Source organism: Haematobacter genomosp. 1, from assembly GCF_002196855.1.
Taxonomy (GTDB): Bacteria; Pseudomonadota; Alphaproteobacteria; order Rhodobacterales; family Rhodobacteraceae; genus Haematobacter.
The window spans coordinates 32,916-54,443 of sequence record NZ_NIPW01000041.1 but is presented as its reverse complement, the minus strand read 5'-3'; the positions used below and the strand labels follow the sequence as shown (position 1 = coordinate 54,443).

The following is a 21,528-nucleotide window of genomic DNA, read 5'->3' as shown; positions in this document are numbered from 1 at the left end:
TCATTCCTCCACGAAAATCATCGCAGGCGTTTCCAGCAGCGTCTTCAGCCGCTGAACGAAGACCGCCGCGTCCCATCCGTCGATCACCCGGTGATCGAAGGAGCAGGAAATGTTCATCATCTTGCGGGGCACGAATTCCGTCCCGTCCCAGAAGGGCCGGATCTGCATCCGGTTGACCCCGACGATGGCGACTTCCGGGTGGTTGATGATCGGTGTGGTCGCGATGGCCCCGAGCGGGCCCAGCGAGGTGATGGTGATGGTGGAACCGGAAAGCTCCTCCCGCGTGGCGCTGCCGTCGCGCGCGGCCTCCGCCAGCCGCAGCAGCTCCCCCGCCGCCTCGCGCAGTGTCAGCGCCTCCGCATGACGCACCACCGGAACCATCAGCCCGTTCGGCGTCTGGGTGGCGATGCCGATATGCACGCCGCCGAACTGCCGCACGACGCCCGCCTCGTCATCATAGAGCGCGTTCAGCGCGGGCTGCTCCCGCACCGCCCGCACGATGGCCTTCATGAGGAACGGCAGCAGGGTCAGCTTGGCCGCGCCCCTGCCTTCGGCGTTGAGCTTGGCGCGCAGGTCCTCCAGCCCGGTGACATCGACCTCCTCGATGATGCTGATATGGGGGATGTTGCGCTTGGCGAGCTGCATCCGCTCCGCGATCCTGCGGCGCAGGCCGACGACTTTCACCTCCGTGACGGAGCCGTCGCGGCGATGGGCGGGGCGGCCCTCGGGCGCGCCCGCCTCTACATGCGCGGTCAGATCGTCATGGGTGATCCGCCCCGCTGGCCCGGAACCGCGCACGAAGCGCAGATCGACCCCGGCCTCCCGCGCCCGCTGACGGACGGAGGGCGTGGCGAGCGGCCGCTCCCCCTCCGGCCGGAGAGCGGCGGCGGGTGCAGGGCGCCCCTGCCCCCGGGGTTCGGGCCTTGCAGCCGCGCGCGAAGCCTCGCCGTTTTTGGCAGTCGGGGATTTGGCGGCCGGGGATTTGGTGGCGGAGGATTTGGTGGCGGAGGATTTGGTGGCGGAGGATTTGGTGGCGGAGGATTCGGCAGCGGATTCGGCGGCCCCTGCGGCAGGCACACCCGCGCGTGGCGCTTCGTCCGCCCCGCTCCCTTCTTCCGCTGCTTTCGCCGCCCGCATCGGCGGCTCCGCATCGGCGGAGACATTCCCCTCTCCTTCCACTTCCAGCCGGATCAGTTCCGCCTTCACGGCGATGCTGTCGCCCACCTCTCCGCCCAGCCAGACCACCTTGCCGGAAGCGGGAGAGGGGATTTCCACCGTCGCCTTGTCCGTCATCACGGCGGCGAGCGGCTGATCCTCCTGCACGATGTCTCCGGGTGCCACGTGCCATTCCACAAGCTCGGCCTCGGCGATGCCTTCGCCGATGTCGGGCATCCTGATCGACAGGGTTCCCATGCTCACGCCTCCATGATGCTGGTGAGCGCCGCGCCGACCCGCGCAGGCCCGGGGAAATAGCTCCACTCATGCACATGCGGATAGGGCGTGTCCCAGCCCGCCACCCGCCGCACGGGAGCCTCCAGATGGTAGAAACACTCCTGCTGGACCAGCGCCGCCAGTTCCGCCCCGAAGCCGGAGGTGAGCGTGGCCTCATGCACGATCACGCAACGCCCGGTCTTGCGCACGGAGGCCGTCACCGCCTCCAGATCAAGCGGGAGCAGCGTGCGCAGGTCGATCACTTCGGCATCCACACCCGTCTCCTCCGCAGCGGCCTCCGTCACATGGACCATGGTTCCATAGGTCAGCACCGTCACGGCGGAGCCTTCCCGCCGGATGGCGGCCTTGCCCAAGGGAACGGTGTAGTGGCCGGGCTCCACCTCTCCGAAGGGATGGTTCTTCCACGATGCGACCGGGCGTTCATGATGGCCGTCGAACGGGCCGTTGTAGAGCCGCTTCGGCTCCATGAAGATCACCGGATCGGGATCCTCGATGGCGGACAGCAGCAGCCCCTTGGCGTCCTGCGGGTTGGACGGCACGACGACCTTCAGCCCCGTCACATGGGTGAACAGCGCCTCCGGCGACTGGGAATGCGTCTGCCCGCCGAAGATGCCGCCGCCCGTGGGCATGCGGATCACCATGGGGCAGGTGAATTCCCCGTTGGAGCGGTAGCGCAGCCGCGCGGCCTCCGACACGATCTGGTCATAGGCGGGATAGACGTAATCCGCGAACTGGATCTCCACCACCGGGCGAAGCCCATAGGCCGCCATGCCGATCCCCGCCCCGACGATGCCGGATTCGTTGATCGGCGTATCGAAACAGCGCGTCGGCCCGTATTTCTTCTGCAGGCCGGAGGTCACACGGAAGACCCCGCCGAAATATCCGGCATCCTCGCCGAACACGATCACGCGGTTGTCGCGGCCCATCGCCACGTCGAGCGCGTCGCGCAGCGCCTCGATCATCGTCATGCGCGCCATGGCTCAGTACCCCGCTTCCTGCCGCTGGCGCATCAGGTGCGGCGGCATCGTCTCGTACACGTCCTCGAACATCTCGCGCACGGAGGGGCGGTGGCCGGAATGCAGCGTGCCGATGGCCTCGGCCTCCTTCTGCGCGGCAACGACCTCGGCCATGATCTCCGCTTCCGCCTGGGCGTGACGCTCGTCGGACCAGATGCCTTTCAGGATCATGTGGTTCTTCAGCCGCAGGATGGGGTCGCCCAGCGGCCAGGCGGAGCTTTCCTCTGCAGGGCGGTAGGCGGAGGGATCGTCGGAGGTGGAATGCGCCCCCTGCCGGTAGGTGACATATTCCACCATCGTCGGCCCGAGGTTCCGCCGCGCCCGCTCCGCCGCCCAGCGCGCGACGGAAAGCACCGCGAGATAGTCGTTGCCATCCACCCGGAGAGAGGGAATGCCGAACCCCAGCCCCCGCGCGGCGAAGGTGCCCGACCCGCCCCGCGCGATACCCTGGAAGGTGGAGATGGCCCACTGGTTGTTCACCACGTTCAGGATCACCGGCGCCTTGTAGGTGGAGGCAAAGACCAGCGCCGCGTGGAAGTCGCTCTCCGCCGTGGAGCCATCGCCGATCCAGGCCGCGGCGATCTTGCGGTCGTTCATGATGGCCGAAGCCATCGCCCAGCCCACCGCCTGAATATACTGCGTCGCAAGGTTGCCGGAGATGGAGAAGAACCCCTGCGGCTTGTCCGAATACATCACCGGCATCTGCCGGCCGCGCATCGGATCCTCCGCGTTGGAATAGATCTGGTTCATCATCGTGCGGAGCGAATAGTCGCCCGCGATCAGCAATCCCGCCTGCCGGTAGGTGGGAAAGTTCATGTCGCCGGGGTTCAGCGCCTTGCGGAAGGCGCAGGACACCGCCTCCTCGCCCAGATGCTGCATGTAGAAGGAGGTTTTCTGCTGGCGCTGCGCCGTCAGCATCCGGGCGTCGAAGGCGCGCAGGATCATCATGTGCCTGAGCCCGTCGCGGAGCGCGTCATCGGACAGCTCGATGGCCCAGGGCCCGACCGCCTCCGCCTGCCGGTTCAGCACCCGGATGATGGTAAAGGCCATGTCCCGCATATCCTCGGGGTTCTCGTCGATCGCGGGGCGGCGGACCGTGCCCGCGCGGGGGATCGTCACATGGCTGAAGTCCGGCTTGTCTCCCGGCCGGACCTCCGGGGCGGGAACGTGCAGGCTGAGCGGCGGCAGGTCGTCCATGGCGTCTCCTCAAGGCGCGGTCGCGCGGTATGGGAAGGGTTGGCCACGGCGTGCCGGGCGGCTCCTCTCCGCCCCCTCTCCCCGGTATGAGGATAATGCCGAGCGGCCAAAAGGAAATTCCGATCCTTGCGCATGGCGATTTTGTGTCAGAAGCTTCTTTCACGATCTGCGCCAATCCCGGCAGCATCTTTGGACACCATGCCCGAACCCAGCCGCATCCTCGATCGAATCGACCGCCGGATTCTCCGCGCCCTTCAGGGGAACGGCCGCCTGACCAATGCCCAGCTCGCAGACGAGATAGGTCTCTCGCCCAGCCCCTGCTGGCAGCGCACCCGGCGGCTGGAGGCAGAGGGCTACATCCGGGGCTATACCGCCGTGCTGGATCAGGAACGGCTCGGCATGGCGGAGACGGTCATCATCGAAGTCATGCTCGACCGCCATGATGACACCGCACTCGAAGCCTTCGGCAAGGCGATGGTCGCTCTGCCCGAGGTGCTGGAGGTCTATCTCACCACCGGCGAATACGACTATTTCATCAAGGTCGCCGCCAATGGCACGCGGGGATACGAGGACTTCCTCCGCCAGAAGCTGTTCCGCGTGCCGGGCATCCGCCATGCCCGGTCGAGCTTCACGCTGCGTTGCCTCAAGCGGAGCCAGTCCGTCGTGCCGGAGATCTGAGCATTCATCGCGCGGAAAGGAAAAGAGCGTAAGCCGTGTCGAAAGCGCATGGGGAAGGCGCAGGGGGCGAAGGAGTTTGGGAAAAGTCTCGACGCCGCGCGAAACTGCACCATCTGTCGCGCGCGCCTTGGGCCAGCGGCGGAGGAGGAGCGCTGACGGAAGCGGCGGCGGGAGACCGGCAACCGCCAAGCCGGCATCGGTACGCCCTCCCCCTCCGCACCGGGGCCGGATCGCACAAGCGTGCTTGTCAGACAGGAACAGGACTATGGCCGGTCTCTTATTTTTCTGCGACAAGATGACCCGTATCCGGGCTGCCAAGAGCGGGTCTCAATGACCGAAAAGAATATGGAAATGCCGCGTCCCTCGCCTGAAAAGACGGGCGTTGCGAAGCTAGCCGTCCGACTGCTGGAGCCGCGGGTGGCGGGGCCGCTGATCGGCGCGGTCATCGCCGTCATCGCAACCGTGGTGATCTACAAGATCAGCGACGAGCTTCGGCTGGACGACATCAAGGCCGCCATCACGGGCACGCCCCGGATCGCGCTGGCGGAGGCTCTGGGCTTCACGGTGCTGAGCTTCTGCGCCCTCGGGCTCTACGACGTTCTGGCCTCGCGGCGCGTCGCGCCGGACAGGGTGCCCGTCCGGCTCGCGGCCTTTGCGGGCGCGGTGGCCTATGCGATCTCCAACGCCATCGGCTTTCACGTCGTGGTGGGCAGTTCGATCCGCTACCGCATCTATCAGGCGGCGGGGCTGGATGCTTCCGATGTGGGGCGCATCGTCGGCATATCCTTTCTGAGCTTCACTGCCGGGATCGGTGCGGTGATCGGACTGGCGCTGCTGCTCGACCCGGACGGCATTCCCTTCCTTCAGATCGTCTCGCCCATGGCGGACCGGGTCATCGGCGGGGTCATCGTCGCGGCGATCCTGGCCGCCCTCCTGTGGCTCTCTCGCAACCCGCGGGAGGTCATGCTGTTCAACTGGCGCCTGCCGCTGCCCTCCGCCCGGAACGCGACGGCCCAGATCCTCGTCGCCGCCGCCGATATCGCCGCCGCCGCCGCCGCGCTCTATGTGCTGCTGCCCGGCGATGTCACGCAGGGCTACGCGATGTTCCTGATCCTGTTCGTCGTGGCGCTGGTCATCGGCACGGTCAGCCACGCGCCCGGCGGCCTCGGCGTGTTCGAGGCGACGGTGCTGCTGGGGCTCGGCGCGGGCAACCGGCCGGATGTGGTGGCCGCGCTCGTGCTGTTCCGGGTGATCTACTACTTCCTGCCTCTGGCAATCGCCGGGATCGCCTTTCTGGGCTTCGAGGGCTACCGGGCGCGCCATGCCGTCCGGGCGGTAGCGGGGCGGGTCAGCCCTGTCGTGCAGCGGATCGTGCCGCCTCTGGCGGGAACGGCGACGCTGGTCGGCGGCTGCATCCTCCTGCTGTCCGGCAACGTCCCCGCTCTCGCCGATCGGGTGGGTCTGCTGAGCGGGCTGATACCGCTTCCCTTTGCGGAAGCCTCACACCTGATGGCAAGCGTCGCGGGCCTGTTCCTCATCGTCATCTCCCGCGGCCTGTTCAGGAGGATTGCCCGCGCCCGCCTGCTGGCGCTCTGCCTGCTCTGCGCAGGGGCGGTGTTTTCTCTCGCCAAGGGATTGGACTGGGAGGAGGCGAGCGGCCTGCTCGCCGCCGCCCTCTTGCTCGCGATGTTTCCGGGCGCCTTCTACCGGCGCGGGCGGATGCGATCCTTCCGGCTGACGCCCACCTGGCTCGCCCTGCTGATCGTCATCATCGCCTTCTTCACGCTGATCGGGCTGCTGGCCTACCGCCACGTGGATTACGAAAACAATCTCTGGTGGAGCTTCGACTGGGACGGGGACGCCTCGCGCTTCCTGCGGGCGACGCTGGCGCTCGTCATCATCACCGGGGCGCTCACCATCGACAGCTGGCTGAACCGGCCCACCGGGAGGCAGGTTTCCGGCCCGGTGGAGATCCCCGATGCCGTCCGGCGCATCCTGAAGACCACGTCCGCCACCCAGCCCAACGTGGCGCTGCTGGGGGACAAGTCCTTCATGGTTTCCGCCGACGAAACCGCCTTCCTGATGTATGGCGAGCAGGGCAACAGCTGGATCGCGCTCGGCGATCCGGTGGGCGATGCGGAAGCGGGTCGCCGGCTGATCTGGCGCTTTGCCGAGGCCGCCGATCGCAACGGCATGCGGGCCATCCACTATTCCGTCACCCCGGAATGGCTGGCCGTGTATCTGGAGCTTGGTCTCGCCCTTCTGAAGACGGGAGAGGTCGCGCGGGTGGACCTGCACAGCTTCTCGCTGGAAGGGCCCTCGCGGCAGGACTTCCGCTATGCCGACAAGCGCGCCACCCGTGAGGGGCTGGAATTCTCCGTCATCCCCGCGGCGGAGGTTCCTGCCGCTCTGGAGGATCTCCGCGGCGTGTCGGATGCCTGGCTGGAGACGAAGCATGGTGCGGAGAAGGGCTTCTCCCTCGGCCGGTTCGATGACGACTACATCAAGGAATTCGACATCGCCGTGCTCCGCAAGGAGGGGGCCATCGTCGCCTTTGCCAATCTCTGGCGGTCCGGCGACAATCTGAACGAACTGTCGATCGACCTCATGCGTTACCGGCCCGGCGTGTCCAAGGTCATCATGGACGCGCTCTTCGCCCGGCTGCTGCTCTACGGAAAGGCGGAGGGCTATCGCTGGTTCAACCTTGGCGCGGCGCCTCTTGCGGGGCTGGCCGATCATCCGCTGGCCTCGACATGGAACCGGCTCGGCACCTTCATCTACCGGCGGGGCGACGAGTTCTACAATTTCGAGGGGTTGCGCGCCTTCAAGCAGAAGTTCGGGCCGGTCTGGACGTCGCAGTACCTCGCCTGTCCCGGCGGCTTCGCCATGCCGCAGGCGCTGATGGATGTGACGGCGCTGATCTCCGGCAATCCGATACGGGTGTTGAAACGATGACATATGCAAAATCTGTGCTGACGGCCCTTGTGGCGCTGCTCGCCGTGACGCCCGTTCACGGTCAGGATGCGCCCCCCACGGTGAGCGCGGAGGGTTTGACCGACGTCCCGTTCCACATGCCGGCCCCCCTGCCGCAGGATGGGCCGAAAGCGGTCGTCGTCTATTTCTCCGACGCGGCAGGCTGGCAGGCGGCGGATGACCGGATGGTCGCGGCACTGACGGCGGAGGGGTCCATGGTCCTTGCGGTGGATTATGCCCGTCACATGCGGGAACTCGCGGCAGAGGAGGGCGACTGCCTGCCGGTGGACGGCGCGATCAGCGATCTGGCCCAGACGGCGGAGCGGCAGGCGGGGCTTCAGACCTACCTCCCGCCGATCCTCGCGGGGCGCGGCGCGGGGGCGGCATTCGCCTATGCCGCCGTGGCGGAAGCGCCTGTCGCCTCCTTTGCCGCGGCGGTGGGCAGCGGCTTCGACGGCAAAACCGCCCTGCCCCGCCCGGTATGCCGCCCGGATGACCTGCCCGCGCCCGGCCCCATGGGTTTCGACCCCGCCGTGCAGCGGACCGCGCATCTCTTTGCCCCGGAGGCGGTGCTCTCCGCCGTCGAGGAGGCCGCTTCCGGGCAGGAGGAGGTGACGGTGGAGGAGCTGGACACCGATGCGTCGGAGGCGCAGGTCGCCGCCGCCGTGAGCGACATCGCGGATTCGGTGAAGCCGTTCGGTGACCTGCCGGCTGTCGATGTTCCGGCGACCGGCGGCAAACCACGTGCGCTTGTCATCGTGATCTCCGGGGATGGCGGATGGCGCGACCTGGACAAGTCGGTGGCCGACTGGCTCGCCCAGCATGACGTTCACGCCGTGGGGCTGGACGCCCTGCGCTACTTCTGGTCCCAGCGGACGCCGGAGGAACTGGCCCGCGACCTTGCCACGATCGCCGCAAAGGCGGATCCCACGGGCAAGCTGCCGGTCGGGCTGATCGGCTATTCCTTCGGCGCCGATACGCTGCCCTTCGCCTGGCCCCTGCTGCCGCAGCCGCTCCGCGACCGGACGCGTCTCATCGGGCTGCTGGCACCCGGCCCCTCCACCTCGTTCCAGGTGACGGTGGGCGGCTGGCTGGGGCTCGACAGCACCGGCTACGACGTGCCGGCTGCCATCGCCGCGCTGCCGGCGGACAGGACGATCTGCGTTTCCGGCGACGAGGAGGAAGATACCGCCTGCAACGATCCGCGCCTTGCCGGCTTCGGCAAGATACAGACGACGGGCGGGCACCATTTCGACGGCGATTATGATGCGCTGGCCGCCAAGCTGATGGCAAAGCTGCTACCCTGATGACCCGCCGCCGGAGCCTGCCAGCATGCAAGGTTTCCGTCGCGAAGGCGGCGGTCCTTGGACTGCTGTTTCTCTGCCTCGTCCTCCTCGCGGCCCCTTCCGCAGAGGCTCGCACCCTGCGCGTCGTGGCCTTTGGCGACAGCCTGATGCAGAGCTTCGGCCTCCCCGCGCGGCAGAGCCTGCCGGTGCAGCTCGAAGCGTGGCTGCGGGCGCGCGGCTGGGATGTGCGGGTGGAGAACGCCGGCGTCGCGGGCGACACCACGCGCGGCGGGCGCGCGCGGCTCGACAGGGCCCTCCGTCCGAGACCCGATGCAATGATCGTGAGCCTAGGCGGCAACGATGCCTTCCGCGGCGTGCCCTATGACACCGCCGCGGCCAATCTGACGGCGATCATGGGAGAGATCCGGGTGCGCGCCATCCCGGCGCTGCTGGTCGGCGTGGAGATCCCCGGCATCCATGCCCCGGCGCTCCGCTACAATCGCCTGTGGTCAGAGGTCGCCGCCGCGCAGGACGTGCCGCTCTATCCCAATTTCTACCTCGGCATCCTCCGCCACCTCTCCACCCCGTTCGAGGCGCCCCGCTACCTGCTGGACGGCATCCATCCGAATGCGGAGGGCGTGGCACTGGTGGTGGAGGCGCTCGGCCCCGCCGTGGAGGCAATCCTGCCGCGCTGAAAGCGCCTCCGGGCAGCCGCTTTGCCACTCATGGTCCAGCGTCAGCGAAGCAGGCAGAGCACAGCGTCCGGTTGACAGCGGTGGGGCGCAGGCGTCAGGTGCCGCGCGAAACGGCGGGGGACATCGCATGGCACTGATCGACGCTCTTCGGGACATCACCGGCCCGGCCAACGTACTGACCGGCGACGAAACGGCACGCTACAGCCACGACTGGACGGGCAAATACGTCTGGACGCCGCTCGCCGTCGTGCGTCCGGCCAGCAGGGAGGAGGTGGCCGCTATCCTGCGGCTCTGCGCCGCGGCGGGTGTCCCGGTGGTGCCGACCGGCGGCGGCACGGGGCTGAATGGCGGCACCTTCGCGGAGGGCGGGGTCATGCTCTCGCTCGAACGGATGAACCGCATCCGCGAGATCCGCCCCGCCTCCCGCATCGCCGTAGTCGAGGCGGGCGTCGTCCTCTCGGCCATCCATGACGCGGCGACGGAGCATGATCTGGCCTTCCCGCTGACCTTCGGCGCGCGCGGCTCGGCTCAGGTGGGCGGCTTTCTCTCCACCAATGCGGGCGGCTCGAACGTGGTGCGGTTCGGCAATACCCGCGCGCTCGTTCTGGGTGTGGAGGTGGTGCTGGCGGACGGGCGCGTGCTCGACCTCATGTCGGAACTGCGCAAGGACAACACCGGCTACGACCTGCGCGACCTGTTCATCGGGGCGGAGGGCACGCTCGGCGTCATCACGGCGGCGGTGCTGAAGCTGGTGCCCGCCGCCCGCGCCCATGCGACGGCGATGGTCGCGGTGCCGGGCCTTGCCGTGGCGCTCGACCTGCTCAACCGGTTGCAGGGGGAGACGGGCGGCGCGGTCGAGGCGTTCGAATACCTGCCCGCCGCCTATATGGAGCGGCTCGCCCGGCATCGCCCCGACCTGAAGGAACCCTTCGCCACGCGCTACCCCTCCACCCTGCTCATCGAGATCGGCGTGACCGCCCCGCATGAGGCGGAGCCGCTCGCCGACGGCTCGCTTCCGGTGGTGACACGGCTGGAGGATACGCTTGCCATGGCGATGGCGCGGGGTGAGGTGCTGGATGCCACGCTGGCCCGGACGGAGGCACAGCGGGCGGAGATGTGGGCGGTGCGGGAGGCCGCGGCGGAGATCACATTCGCGCAGAAGCCGCATGTCGATACCGACATCTCCCTGCCGCTCGACAGGATGCAGGACTTCCTCACCGCGATGACCGCGCGGCTCCATGCGCTCGATCCGGGCGCGGATGAGCTGGCCATCGCGCATCTGGGCGACGGAAACTTCCATTACACCGCCTTCCCCACACGCGATGACGCTCCCCTGCTCGCCGCGCTGCGCAACGCTGTGGCGGAAGAGGCAGTGCGGCTGGGCGGCAGTTTCTCCGCCGAACACGGGATCGGCCTGTCCAAGCGGCCCACGATGGCGGCCCACAAGGATCCCGTAGCACTTGATGTCATGGCCCGGATCAAGGCCGCGCTGGACCCGCAGGGCCTGCTCAATCCCGGAAAGGTGCTGCCCTGACCTCAGGGCGTCTGCGCCCGGAGGCAGTCGCGCGGCTCCCGGCCCGCGGGAACGCGTGTCTCCGCCCCGCAGGCCGCGCAGCGAAAGACGCGCTCGGTCGCGGTGGCATGGGCGCGATCCTCCCGCCAGCGGCAATCGCGGGTGAGCGTGCTGCCCCGGCGCGTCCACCACAGACCAACGATCACGGCGAGCAGAAGGAAGGGGATGAAGAAGATCATGTCTTGCACATATGTCCGGCTGGATGCGGAGGGCTTACGCCTCCCTCTCCGGCGCGGCAACCGGCTGACTTGACTTCTGCCCCCGCGTCGCGTTCACGGTCGGCGGAGGAGAGCCGCCATGACCAAGAAGATACTTCGTGCCCTCGCCGGGGAACGGCAGGATGTTCCGCCCGTCTGGATGATGCGGCAGGCGGGGCGCTACCTGCCCGAATACCGCGCCACGCGGGCGAAGGCCGGGGATTTCCTGAACCTGTGCTACACCCCCGACCTCGCGGCGGAGGTGACGCTCCAGCCGATCCGGCGCTACGGCTTCGACGCGGCGATCCTGTTTGCCGATATCCTCTTGGTGCCGCAGGCGCTGGGGCTCGACCTGCGCTTCGTGCAGGGAGAGGGGCCGCGTCTTTCCACCGTGACCGATGCGGCGGGGGTCGCGGCGCTCCGCCCGGCCGCGGCGGTGCACGAGACGGTCTCCCCCGTCTATGAGACGGTGCGCCTCGTGGCGCGCGCGCTGCCGCCGGAAGTGACGCTCATCGGCTTCGCCGGGGCGCCCTGGACGGTGGCCACCTACATGGTCGCCGGGCGCGGCACCCCGGATCAGGGGCCGGCCCATGCGATGATCGCGCGCGACCGGACGGCCTTCGCCGCGCTGATCGACCGGATTTCGGAGGCGACGGTCCTTTACCTTTCCGCCCAGATCGAGGCCGGGGCGGAGGTCGTCAAGCTGTTCGACAGCTGGGCCGGGTCGCTGAAGGGCGCGGATTTCGAGCAATTCGCCGTCGCCCCCGCCCGGCGCATCATCGCCGCGCTGAAGGAGCGCCATCCCGGCGTGCCGATCATCGCCTTCCCGCGGGAGGCAGGGGAGCGCTATGCGGGCTTTGCGCGGGCGACGGGGGCTGACTGCGTCGCGCTGGACAATTCGGTCGATGCCGAATGGGCCGCGCGGGCCGTGCAGGGGGATGGCTGCGTGCAGGGCAACCTCGCCCCTCACCACCTTGTCACCGGAGGGCCGGACCTCGTGGCGGAGACGCGCCGGATCGTACGCGCGTTCTCTCAGGGGCCGCATATCTTCAACCTCGGCCACGGGATCACGCCCGACGCCGATCCCGATAACGTCAGCCGGATGCTGGAGGCGATCCGGGGCTGAAGCGCCTCCCTCCGGCGCGGTGGCGCCTTGACGCGGCCTGACGCCCTTGGGTTTCGCCGGCCGGCATCTCAGGGCTTCGGTCAGGGTTTGGGCGGGCTGACGGCGGGTTCGGGATAGGCGGTGGGCAACCACTGGCGGTCGATGAACAGCAGCGCATCGACGATGGTCTGCTGCCAGAGCGACCATGTATGCGCGCCATCGGTGATACGCAGTTCGGAGGTCCGCTTCGCCGCCTGCAGCGTCTCATGCAGGTCCACCGCGCCGCGCCACAGCCGGTAACCGTCATCGTCCCCGCAGGTGATATAGGTGACGGGCAGCGGCTTCTCCGAGGCGACGGCGCCCTCGATCAGCGTGAACACATTCAGCCGGTTGAACCGCTCCGCGTCGAAGGGTCGGCCGAAAGCCCCGTCGAAGTGATCGCCCACCGACGGCAGCGCAAGGGCGGAAGTCGGGTTCTTCAGGAAGGCCGATTCCTGCACCACCTGCAATTCCTCCGGCGTGTCGTCGAGATTGGGCGCGGTCACATTCTGCCAGATCGCGCCCGACAGGCTCGCCGCGACGACGTAGAGATCGTTGTGGCTGTAGGCGAGGCGGAGCGCCCCGAACCCACCCATGGAAAGGCCCGCGATGCCCCGGCCCTCCCTGTCCTTGCGGACGGGATAGCGCGCCTCCACGGCGAGCCGCAGGTCATGCGTGATGGCGGTCTCGTAATCCCCCGGCCCGCCGAGCGTGGCGCTGTCCACATACCAGCTGTTCCCGGCATCCGGCATGACGACGAGGAGCGGATCGATCCGCCCCTCCCCGATCAGCCGGTCAAGCGTCGGCTCGATATTCCCCAGATCGCGCCAGCTGTTCTGGTTTCCGCCGTGGCCATGCAGCAGGTAGAGCACGGGCCAGCCGTTCGGCGGCGGGTCACCGTCAGGCACATAGACATTCGCGGGGATGTCGCGGTGCAGCGCGGGGCTGGCGAAGGTCTCGGGGCGCAGATCGGCCCGGAGCGGGGTGGCAAGGGTCAGCAGCAGGGCGGCAAGCAGGCGCAGGGTCATCTTGTCTCCGGTCGGCAGGGGCTGACCGGAAGGCTAATGATCCTGCGCGAAAACGCCAGTCCGCTCCCGCCCCTGCGGCGGAACGGCGCCCGTTCAGGGCGTGACTTCCACCTCGACCCCGAGCGCGCGGGCGACGGTGAAGATGTCCTTGTCCCCCCGCCCGGACAGGTTGACCACGATCAGGTGATCCTTCGGCAGATCGGGCGCGATCTTGATGGCATGGGCGAGCGCGTGGCTCGATTCCAGCGCCGGAATGATGCCCTCGTAGCTGCACAGATCCTGAAAGGCGGAGAGCGCCTCCGCATCGGTGATGGAGACATATTCGACCCGGCCCGTATCGTGCAGCCAGGCGTGCTCCGGCCCGATGCCGGGATAGTCGAGACCGGCAGAGATGGAGAAACCTTCAAGGATCTGCCCGTCGGCATCCTGCAGCAGATAGGTCCGGTTGCCATGCAGCACGCCCGGACGCCCGCCGGTGAGCGAGGCGCAATGCTCCATCCGTTCATCCACGCCCTTGCCCCCGGCCTCGACACCGATGATCCGCACGGAAGGATCGTCGAGGAACGGGTGGAAGATACCCATGGCGTTCGACCCGCCGCCGATGGCCGCGATGATCGTGTCGGGCAGCCGCCCTTCCTGCGCCTCCATTTGGGCGCGGGTCTCATTGCCGATGATGTTCTGGAAATCGCGCACCATGGTCGGATAGGGATGCGGCCCCGCGACCGTGCCGATGCAATAGAACGTGTCGCGCACATTGGTCACCCAGTCGCGCATCGCATCGTTCATCGCATCCTTCAGCGTGCCGCGCCCGGAGGTGACGGCAACGACCTCCGCCCCTAGAAGCCGCATGCGGAACACATTGGGGGCCTGACGCTGCACGTCATGCGCGCCCATATAGACGATGCACTTCAGTCCGAACTTGGCACAGACCGTGGCAGTGGCGACACCGTGCTGGCCCGCGCCGGTTTCCGCGATGATCCGGGTCTTGCCCATGCGCCGGGCAAGCAGGATCTGGCCCAGAACGTTGTTGATCTTGTGCGCGCCGGTATGGTTCAGCTCTTCGCGCTTGAGGTAGATCTTTGCACCCCCCAGCGTCTCCGACAGACGTTCGGCGTAGTAGAGCGGGGAGGGGCGGCCGACGTAATGGGTCCAGAGATCGTTCATCTCCGCCCAGAACTCCGGATCGTGCTTGGCCCGCTCGTATTCCGCCTCAAGCGACAGGATCAGAGGCATCAGCGTCTCCGAGACGAAACGTCCGCCGTAATTGCCGAACCTTCCGTTCTCGTCCGGTCCGGTCCTGTAGCTGTTGCTCCCGCCTTGCATCGCGCGCCTCCCGTCAGGTCAGATCGCGTTTATAACCTATGTGGGATGGGGTAAAGCCAAGCCTGTCGTAGAAGGCATGCGCCCGGCTGCGGCTTTTATGTGTGGTGAGCTGCAAAATCCCCGCTCCGGCAGCGCGCGCCCGGGCCTCCGCATCCGCCACGAGCAATGCGCCCACCCCCTGCGAGCGCAGCTCCGCCGCCACGCGCACCGCTTCCAGCGTGGCACGCGTCCGGCCCGCATTGGACAGACCCGGCATGATCGCCAGCTGATAGGTCGCGACGACGCGCCCCTGCCGTTCGCCAACGATCAGATGCATGTCCGCCGAAGCGGCGATCCGGGCAAAGGCGGCCTCATAGGGCGCAAGCGTCGCGGATTCCCGCGCCGCGCCAAGCGGATCATCCGCCAGCAGCGCCACGATGGCGGGCACATCCTCCAGCCGCGCGGGGCGGAAGGTCACGCTCACAACTGCGTCGCCCGGATGAAGGCACGGATCAGATCGGGATCCTTCACGCCCGGCGCGCTTTCGGTGCCGGAGGAGACATCGACCTGCGCAGCCCCCGTGACGCGCAGCGCATCGGCCACGTTCGCGGGCGTCAGCCCCCCTGCCAGCATCCACGGCACCGGCCAGCGCAGGTTCCACAAAAGACCCCAGTCGAAGGCCACGCCGTTGCCGCCGGGCAGCGCCGCATCCTTCGGGGCCTTGGCATCGACGAGGATCTGGTCGGCCACCGGCCAGTAATCGGCAAGCCGCGCGATATCCTCCGGTCCGGCGATGCCGACAGCCTTCATCACCGGCAATCCGTAGCGCTGACGGATCTCGGCCACCCGCGCCGGTGTTTCCCGGCCATGCAGTTGCAGCATGTCGAGCGGCACATCGGCCAGGATGGCGTCCAGCAGCGCATCATCGGCATCGACGACAAGTCCGACCTTGGCCAAGCCGGCAGGAGCCTCCGCCGCCAGCATCCGCGCCTCGGCGATGCTGAGGGCGCGCGGAGAGCGCGGAAAGAAGACAAGGCCCGCATAGGCGGCGCCCGCCTCTGCGGCTGCTGCAACATGGGCGGGCTCGCGCAGGCCGCAGACCTTCACGCGGACAGATTTGGGGGGGATGCGAAGACGTGTCATCAGCCGCGGTTCTACCGCTTGCCGTTGCCGGTCTCAAGCAGGGCCACGATCTCATCCTTCTTGCCGTTGGGGCGTCCGGTCTCCCGCCGGAGCTGAACGACTTCCTGCTCCAGCTTCGCGGCTTCCTTCGATTTCACGCGGGCACGTTTGCGGTGTCCATGCTCCCGGAACCATTCCCAGACGAAGCCGACAAGAACCCCGATCGCAATGCCCCCCAGCAGGATGACGAACATCGGCAGCTGCACCGCCCAGCTTCCGCCGAACGTCTGCGCGGCGGACACCGGCAGGAAGCGGAATACCACCGGATCGCGGTTCGCGACGGCAATGACGACAAGCACGATGCCCAGCACCGCGATCAATCCGTAACGGAGATAGCGCATCAGTCCTCAGTACCTTCCTTCCCGTTCAGCCGGTCACGCAGAAGCTTGCCGGCCTTGAAGAATGGCACTGCCTTCTCCTCGACTTCAACCGATTCTCCGGTGCGGGGATTGCGGCCAACGCGCGCGTCCCGCTGCTTTACGGAGAAGGCTCCGAAACCCCGGAGTTCCACCCGGTCGCCCCGCGCCATCGCCTCTATGATCTCTTCAAAGATCGTGTTGACGATACGCTCCACATCCCGCTGAAACAGGTGCGGGTTCTCTTCGGAAATCTTCTGGATGAGTTCCGACCGGATCATCCGTCCCCCCGTTTCACAAATATCGCGACTATTCCATCGGGACTATACGTTCTTTCGCAAGCGCGAGAAACAGGAAACCATTGGAAAGACGGGAGAAACCGGAAACATCCGGGCCGATATCCGCCTATTGAGTGATCGTGCGGAAATTTCGACACGGAATGAGCGAGTAAATCAACTCAGGCACGAAAACGGCCAACAATTTTTGCAAAGAAAAGCGCCCACCCCGAGGGGTGGACGCCCAAATCACTTGCAACCTGAAAAGGCTCAGCTGCGATCCTTGAGCGCGGCGCCCAGAATATCGCCCAGAGACGCGCCCGAGTCGGAGGAACCGTACTGCTCCACGGCTTCCTTTTCCTCGGCGATTTCGCGCGCCTTGATCGACAGGCCCAGACGACGGGTCTTGGAGTCGACGTTGGTCACGCGCGCATCGACATGATCGCCGACCTGGAAGCGCTCGGGGCGCTGCTCGGCGCGGTCACGCGACAGGTCGGAACGACGGATGAAGGCTTTCATGCCGTTGTACTCGACCTCGATGCCGCCATCCTCGATCGCGGTGACGTTGACCGTCACGATCGAGCCGCGCTTCACGCCGTCGATCGCCTCGGAGAAGGTGTCGTCGCCAAGCGCCTTGATGGAGAGCGAGATACGCTCCTTGTCGATATCGACTTCCGTCACCGCCGCGCGGACGACATCGCCCTTGCGGTAGTTCTGGATGGCATCCTCGCCCCGCTGATCCCAGGAGAGATCGGAGAGGTGGACCATGCCGTCGATGTCGTTGTCGAGACCCACGAACAGACCGAATTCGGTGATGTTCTTGACCTCGCCCTCGATCTGCGTGCCGACGGGATGCGTTTCCGCAAAGACTTCCCACGGGTTGCGCATGGTTTGCTTGAGGCCGAGCGACACGCGGCGTTTCGCGCTGTCGATCTCCAGCACCATGACCTCCACTTCCTGCGAGGTGGAGACGATCTTGCCGGGGTGGACGTTCTTCTTGGTCCAGGACATCTCGGACACGTGGACCAGACCCTCGACACCCGGCTCCAGCTCGACGAATGCGCCGTAGTCGGTGATGTTGGTCACGCGGCCCTTGTGGACGGTGCCGATGGCGTATTTCCGCTCGACCGCATCCCACGGATCGTCCTGGAGCTGTTTCATGCCCAGGGAGATACGGTGGGTTTCCTTGTTGATCTTGATGACCTGGACCTTCACGGTCTCGCCGATCGCCAGGATCTCGGACGGGTGGTTCACGCGGCGCCACGCCATGTCGGTGACGTGCAGCAGGCCGTCCACACCACCCAGATCGACGAAAGCGCCGTATTCGGTGATGTTCTTGACGACGCCGTCCACCACATCGCCTTCGGTGAGCTTGCCGATGACTTCGGCGCGCTGCTCGGCGCGGGACTCTTCAAGGATGGCACGGCGGGAAACGACGATGTTGCCCCGGCGGCGATCCATCTTGAGGATCTGGAACGGCTGCTTCATGCCCATGAGCGGGCCGGCATCGCGCACGGGGCGGACATCGACCTGGCTTCCCGGAAGGAAGGCCACCGCACCGCCGAGATCGACGGTGAAGCCGCCCTTGACGCGACCGAAGATGACGCCATCGACGCGCTGTTCGGCGGCGTAGGCTTTCTCCAGACGATCCCAGGCTTCCTCACGACGGGCTTTCTCGCGGCTGATGACCGCTTCGCCACGGGCGTTCTCGACGCGGTCGAGATAAACCTCGACCTCATCGCCCACGGCGATTTCCGGAGCCTCGCCAGGGGCTGCGAATTCTTTCAGATCGACGCGGCCTTCCATCTTGTAGCCCACGTCGATGATGGCCTGGCCCGCCTCGATGGCGATGACCTTGCCGCGGACGACGGAGCCCTCTTGGGGCGTGTCGATGGCGAGGCTGTCGTTAAGGAGGGCCTCGAACTCCTCCATGGTCGCTTTAGCGCACATAAATAAACAGTTTCCTTTGCATGTTATACGGGCCTGGCGGTTGGCTCCGCCGGTCTTTGTGTGGTGTCAGGTGGTATGACGTGGCGTCTTATGCAAGAATGGGGCGAAAGATCACTTCCGCCCTTTCCACTTCGACTCGATTGCCGCAATCGCCCGGCTGACGGCCGCGTCTATAGCGAGATCCGACGTATCGAGCAAGACTGCATCTTCCGCGGGCCTGAGCGGAGCGGTCGTCCGCTCGCTGTCGCGCCGGTCGCGGGCCAGCACATCGGCCAGCACATCCGCATAGTCGCGCCCTTCCTCGGCCTGCCGCCGCCGCGCGCGAACCTCCGGCGAGGCGGTGACATAGAGCTTCACTTCCGCCTCCGGGCAGATCACCGTCCCGATGTCGCGCCCGTCCAGCACGGCGCCTCCGTCCCGCCGCGCGAAGCGGCGCTGAAAGGCCACCAGCGCCGCACGCACCTCTGGAATCGCGGCGACGCGGCTGGCCGCATCCGCGATCTGCGGCTGGCGAAGATCGCCTTCCAGATCATCCGGCCCCAGCGCCTCCGCAGCGGCAACCGCATCCTCCCCGGCCAGCACCCGGCGCCCGACAGCCCGGTAGAGCAGCCCGGTGTCCAGATGAGCGAGACCGAAACGCTCCGCGACCGCACGGGAGATGGTGCCCTTGCCGGCAGCCGCTGGCCCGTCGATCGCGACGGTAAAGAAGAAAGACGTCATTCCGTGGCGCATTCCATGAGGATTTCGAGGGGCACCACCTCCAGCGTTGCCGCATGGCAGGCGGCAAGGCGGATGCGCGGTGCAGCGCCCTCCTCCCAGGCCTGAAGGAACCGGCCCGCGCAGAGACACCACTTGTCCCCCGGTTGCAGGCCGGGAAAGCCGTATTCCGGCCGTGGCGTGGAGAGGTCATTGCCGAGATATTTGGAGAGCGCGAGAAACTCCGCCGTCATCACGGCACAGACGGAGTGACGCCCGCCGTCCGCCGGTCCGGTATCGCAGCAGCCGTTCCGCCAGAAGCCGGTCATCGGACGGGTGGAACAGGTCTCCAGCGGCTCGCCCAGCACGTTGATCGACGGCAGCCGTCCGCTCTCACTCATCAGCGCGATCCCGGGAGCAGGCGGCGCAGCCGCTCGAAGGGACTGGCAGAGGGCTCCGGCGGGGCTGGCTTCGCGGCTTCAGGCGTCGCGGTCTGCGCTGCGGGTGCCCGTTTGGCCGCCGGTTCGGGCGAAAGCGCCGTCATGAAGCGGGAGGAGTTGCCCTCCGCCAGGTCCGGCGCGCCGCGTTCCACCCCGGTCAGCACCTCCTCCAGCCAGGGCGCATCGGCCTTGGCGAAATCGGAGAGCACGTAGCCCGCCACCTTCTCCTTGTCGCCGGGATGGCCGATCCCCAGCCGCACGCGCGCATAGGCCTCGCCGATATGCTGGTGCATGGAGCGCAGACCGTTGTGCCCGGCATGGCCGCCGCCCGCCTTCATCCGCACCTTGCCGGGCGGCAGGTCGAGCTCGTCGTGGAACACCACGATCTCCTGCGGTGTAAGTTTGTAAAAGCGCATGGCCTCCCCCACCGACTGGCCGGAGAGGTTCATGAATGTCTCCGGCTTCAGCAGCACGACCTTCTCGTTGCCCAGACGCCCTTCGGTGACCTGGCCCTGAAATTTCTGCCGCCACGGCGCGAAACCATGGCTGGCGGCAATCCGGTCCACCGCCATGAAGCCGATATTGTGACGGTTTCCGGCGTAACGCGATCCGGGATTTCCGAGACCCACGAAAAGTTTCACTGGCGTATCCTCCGGCTGGCCTTCACCTTAGCCGCGCCGCCCCGCCAGCGCAACGCGCCCGCCAGCCCCGCGGCTCCACAGCACGAGGATCTGACGACACATGTACCTGACGATGAATCGCTTCCGCATCAAGCCCGGCTCCGAAACGGTGTTTGAGGAAATCTGGAAAAGCCGCGACAGCCGACTGAAGGAAGTGCCGGGCTTCATCGCCTTCCACCTGATGCGGGGACCGTCGAAGGAGGATCACACGCTCTATGCCTCCCACACCACATGGGAATCGGAAGAGGCCTTCCAGGACTGGACCCGGTCGGAGCAGTTCCGCCATGCCCATGCGGGCGCGGGCGGACATGCGGATATCTATCTTGGCCGGCCGGAGCTTGAGACCTTCACCGCCGTGCTGGCCGGTTGAGCCGCTCGCCAGCGGTAACGCCGGACCCGTGGAGCAAGGCTCCGCGAGGCGCGGGGGAATGGCGGGCAGCGCCCGCCTGAGCCCGCGCCTTCCCCCGCGCATGTCGCGCATGTGGAGTGCGCCGCCTGCAGGTCGGCCTCACCCGGAGACCGGCCTGCTCCAGCGGCCGGATGTCCAGCGAACACACATACGACCCGCCTTGACCGACCGGAACAGCGGGCCCGCCCTGCGGCGCCAAAGGAAGCTCTGCGGCGCCAAAGGAAAAGGGGCACCGGTTCCCCGATGCCCCTTCCCGAAGGTCGGCCCTTTGCGGGCCGGCTGCACGTCAGAGGCTCACGCCTCTTCCGCGGCAGCCTCCTCATTCTCTTCCGAACGCAGGCCCGACGGCGCGGAGATGTTCGCCACCACGAAATTCCGGTCGATCGTCGGCTTCACGCCGGCGGGGAGCGGGATGTCGTTGATGTGGATCACGTCGCCGATGTTGCTGCCCGACAGGTCCACGGTGATGTGGTCAGGAATGTCACCGGCGGTGACTTCCAGTTCCACTTCGGGACGCACGATGACCAGCGTGCCGCCGCGCTTGAGGCCCGGGGACGTTTCGTGATTCTCGAAGTTCACGTGGATGAACAGGTTGATGCGGCTGTTGCGGTGCAGGCGCATGAAATCGACATGCGTCGGCAGGTCCTTCACCACGTCGCGCTGAACGCCGCGGCAGATGACGCGCACGTCTTCCTGGCCTTCGACCTTCAGGTTGAAGAGCGTCGACATGAAGCGCCCGGCTTTCAGGTGCTTCAGCAGGTAGTTGTAGTTGAGGTTCAGCGCGAGCGGCTCTTTGCCGTCGCCATAAACGATACCGGGTACGTTGCCCTCACGACGAGCTTGACGAGCGGCCCCCTTGCCTGTCCCCGTCCGCACCTCGGCCTGAAGATTCGGGATCTCACCAGCCATAGGATACTCCATTGGTTAAATGCGGCCGCCCATCCTCCAAGGGTGCATGGACGGTCCAAGGTGGCGCCTCTACACGGAGCGGGCCTTTCA

The 21,528-nt window shown here is 67.0% G+C and carries 22 protein-coding genes; 7 read left to right on the top strand and 15 right to left on the bottom strand.

What is annotated here, in order from left to right:
* Genes CDV49_RS17770 through CDV49_RS17760 form a run of 3 tightly spaced genes read right to left on the bottom strand, consistent with a single transcriptional unit; the run spans window position 1 to window position 3,665 of the window.
* Window positions 1–1,413, bottom strand: coding sequence for a dihydrolipoamide acetyltransferase family protein (locus tag CDV49_RS17770; RefSeq protein WP_088216728.1), 1,413 nt, complete (start codon window positions 1,411–1,413; stop codon window positions 1–3).
* A 2-nt stretch (window positions 1,414–1,415) separates the two neighbouring features.
* Window positions 1,416–2,429 carry an alpha-ketoacid dehydrogenase subunit beta gene (locus CDV49_RS17765; protein ID WP_088216727.1) on the bottom strand — a complete coding sequence of 338 codons (1,014 nt, stop codon included), beginning with the start codon at window positions 2,427–2,429 and terminating at the stop codon, window positions 1,416–1,418.
* Between the two features lie 3 nt (window positions 2,430–2,432).
* Window positions 2,433–3,665, bottom strand: a complete 1,233-nt coding sequence (locus CDV49_RS17760) for a 3-methyl-2-oxobutanoate dehydrogenase (2-methylpropanoyl-transferring) subunit alpha (RefSeq protein ID WP_088216726.1) — start codon at window positions 3,663–3,665, stop codon at window positions 2,433–2,435.
* 198 nt (window positions 3,666–3,863) lie between these two features.
* On the opposite strand from CDV49_RS17760, the gene CDV49_RS17755 reads away from it, so the two are divergent.
* The 5 genes from CDV49_RS17755 to CDV49_RS17735 all read left to right on the top strand — a co-directional run bounded on the left by CDV49_RS17755 (window position 3,864) and on the right by CDV49_RS17735 (window position 10,831).
* The gene (locus CDV49_RS17755) at window positions 3,864–4,343 is read left to right on the top strand and encodes an Lrp/AsnC family transcriptional regulator (protein WP_088216725.1); all 480 of its coding nucleotides are present in this window, start codon (window positions 3,864–3,866) and stop codon (window positions 4,341–4,343) included.
* Between the two features lie 330 nt (window positions 4,344–4,673).
* Window positions 4,674–7,298, top strand: coding sequence for a bifunctional lysylphosphatidylglycerol flippase/synthetase MprF (mprF, locus tag CDV49_RS17750; RefSeq protein WP_088216724.1), 2,625 nt, complete (start codon window positions 4,674–4,676; stop codon window positions 7,296–7,298).
* On the top strand, window positions 7,295–8,623 hold the full coding sequence (locus tag CDV49_RS17745; protein WP_088216723.1) for a virulence factor family protein: 1,329 nt from the start codon (window positions 7,295–7,297) through the stop codon (window positions 8,621–8,623). Before mprF ends, CDV49_RS17745 begins: the two co-directional genes overlap by 4 nt.
* On the top strand, window positions 8,623–9,297 hold the full coding sequence (locus CDV49_RS17740) for an arylesterase (RefSeq protein WP_088216722.1): 675 nt from the start codon (window positions 8,623–8,625) through the stop codon (window positions 9,295–9,297). Before CDV49_RS17745 ends, CDV49_RS17740 begins: the two co-directional genes overlap by 1 nt.
* 127 nt (window positions 9,298–9,424) lie before the next feature.
* Window positions 9,425–10,831, top strand: a complete 1,407-nt coding sequence (locus CDV49_RS17735) for an FAD-binding oxidoreductase (RefSeq protein ID WP_088216721.1) — start codon at window positions 9,425–9,427, stop codon at window positions 10,829–10,831.
* Between the two features lie 2 nt (window positions 10,832–10,833).
* Here the strand turns inward: CDV49_RS17735 and CDV49_RS17730 are convergent, their stop codons facing one another.
* Entirely contained in the window at window positions 10,834–11,049 is a 216-nt protein-coding gene (locus tag CDV49_RS17730) for a hypothetical protein (RefSeq protein ID WP_256947394.1), read from the bottom strand.
* Window positions 11,050–11,167: 118 nt separating this feature from the next.
* Between CDV49_RS17730 and hemE the strand changes: the two genes are divergently transcribed.
* Window positions 11,168–12,193, top strand: coding sequence for a uroporphyrinogen decarboxylase (gene hemE, locus CDV49_RS17725; RefSeq protein ID WP_088216720.1), 1,026 nt, complete (start codon window positions 11,168–11,170; stop codon window positions 12,191–12,193).
* Window positions 12,194–12,273: 80 nt separating this feature from the next.
* On the opposite strand, the gene CDV49_RS17720 is transcribed toward hemE, so the two are convergent.
* The 10 genes from CDV49_RS17720 to pth all read right to left on the bottom strand — a co-directional run bounded on the left by CDV49_RS17720 (window position 12,274) and on the right by pth (window position 20,081).
* On the bottom strand, window positions 12,274–13,239 hold the full coding sequence (locus CDV49_RS17720; RefSeq protein WP_088216719.1) for an alpha/beta hydrolase: 966 nt from the start codon (window positions 13,237–13,239) through the stop codon (window positions 12,274–12,276).
* Window positions 13,240–13,332: 93 nt separating this feature from the next.
* On the bottom strand, window positions 13,333–14,562 hold the full coding sequence (trpB, locus tag CDV49_RS17715; protein WP_088216718.1) for a tryptophan synthase subunit beta: 1,230 nt from the start codon (window positions 14,560–14,562) through the stop codon (window positions 13,333–13,335).
* 13 nt (window positions 14,563–14,575) lie between these two features.
* Window positions 14,576–15,019, bottom strand: a complete 444-nt coding sequence (locus CDV49_RS17710; protein WP_256947395.1) for a GNAT family N-acetyltransferase — start codon at window positions 15,017–15,019, stop codon at window positions 14,576–14,578.
* Between the two features lie 2 nt (window positions 15,020–15,021).
* Window positions 15,022–15,684 (bottom strand): phosphoribosylanthranilate isomerase, encoded by a 663-nt coding sequence (locus CDV49_RS17705; RefSeq protein WP_088216717.1) that lies wholly within the window; start codon window positions 15,682–15,684, stop codon window positions 15,022–15,024.
* 11 nt (window positions 15,685–15,695) lie between these two features.
* Entirely contained in the window at window positions 15,696–16,064 is a 369-nt protein-coding gene (locus CDV49_RS17700; RefSeq protein WP_088216716.1) for a LapA family protein, read from the bottom strand.
* Window positions 16,064–16,360, bottom strand: a complete 297-nt coding sequence (ihfB, locus tag CDV49_RS17695; protein WP_035707499.1) for an integration host factor subunit beta — start codon at window positions 16,358–16,360, stop codon at window positions 16,064–16,066. Before ihfB ends, CDV49_RS17700 begins: the two co-directional genes overlap by 1 nt.
* Before the next feature lie 264 nt (window positions 16,361–16,624).
* Window positions 16,625–18,304, bottom strand: coding sequence for a 30S ribosomal protein S1 (gene rpsA / locus CDV49_RS17690; RefSeq protein ID WP_088216715.1), 1,680 nt, complete (start codon window positions 18,302–18,304; stop codon window positions 16,625–16,627).
* A gap of 111 nt (window positions 18,305–18,415) precedes the next feature.
* Entirely contained in the window at window positions 18,416–19,024 is a 609-nt protein-coding gene (locus CDV49_RS17685) for a (d)CMP kinase (RefSeq protein ID WP_088216714.1), read from the bottom strand.
* Window positions 19,021–19,401 carry a DUF2237 family protein gene (locus CDV49_RS17680; RefSeq protein WP_088216713.1) on the bottom strand — a complete coding sequence of 127 codons (381 nt, stop codon included), beginning with the start codon at window positions 19,399–19,401 and terminating at the stop codon, window positions 19,021–19,023. Before CDV49_RS17680 ends, CDV49_RS17685 begins: the two co-directional genes overlap by 4 nt.
* The gene (gene pth, locus CDV49_RS17675; protein ID WP_088216712.1) at window positions 19,401–20,081 is read right to left on the bottom strand and encodes an aminoacyl-tRNA hydrolase; all 681 of its coding nucleotides are present in this window, start codon (window positions 20,079–20,081) and stop codon (window positions 19,401–19,403) included. Before pth ends, CDV49_RS17680 begins: the two co-directional genes overlap by 1 nt.
* A gap of 100 nt (window positions 20,082–20,181) precedes the next feature.
* Between pth and CDV49_RS17670 the strand changes: the two genes are divergently transcribed.
* On the top strand, window positions 20,182–20,490 hold the full coding sequence (locus CDV49_RS17670) for an antibiotic biosynthesis monooxygenase family protein (RefSeq protein ID WP_088216711.1): 309 nt from the start codon (window positions 20,182–20,184) through the stop codon (window positions 20,488–20,490).
* Window positions 20,491–20,823: 333 nt separating this feature from the next.
* On the opposite strand, the gene CDV49_RS17665 is transcribed toward CDV49_RS17670, so the two are convergent.
* Entirely contained in the window at window positions 20,824–21,438 is a 615-nt protein-coding gene (locus tag CDV49_RS17665; RefSeq protein ID WP_088216710.1) for a 50S ribosomal protein L25/general stress protein Ctc, read from the bottom strand.
* Between the last annotated feature and the right edge of the window lie 90 nt (window positions 21,439–21,528).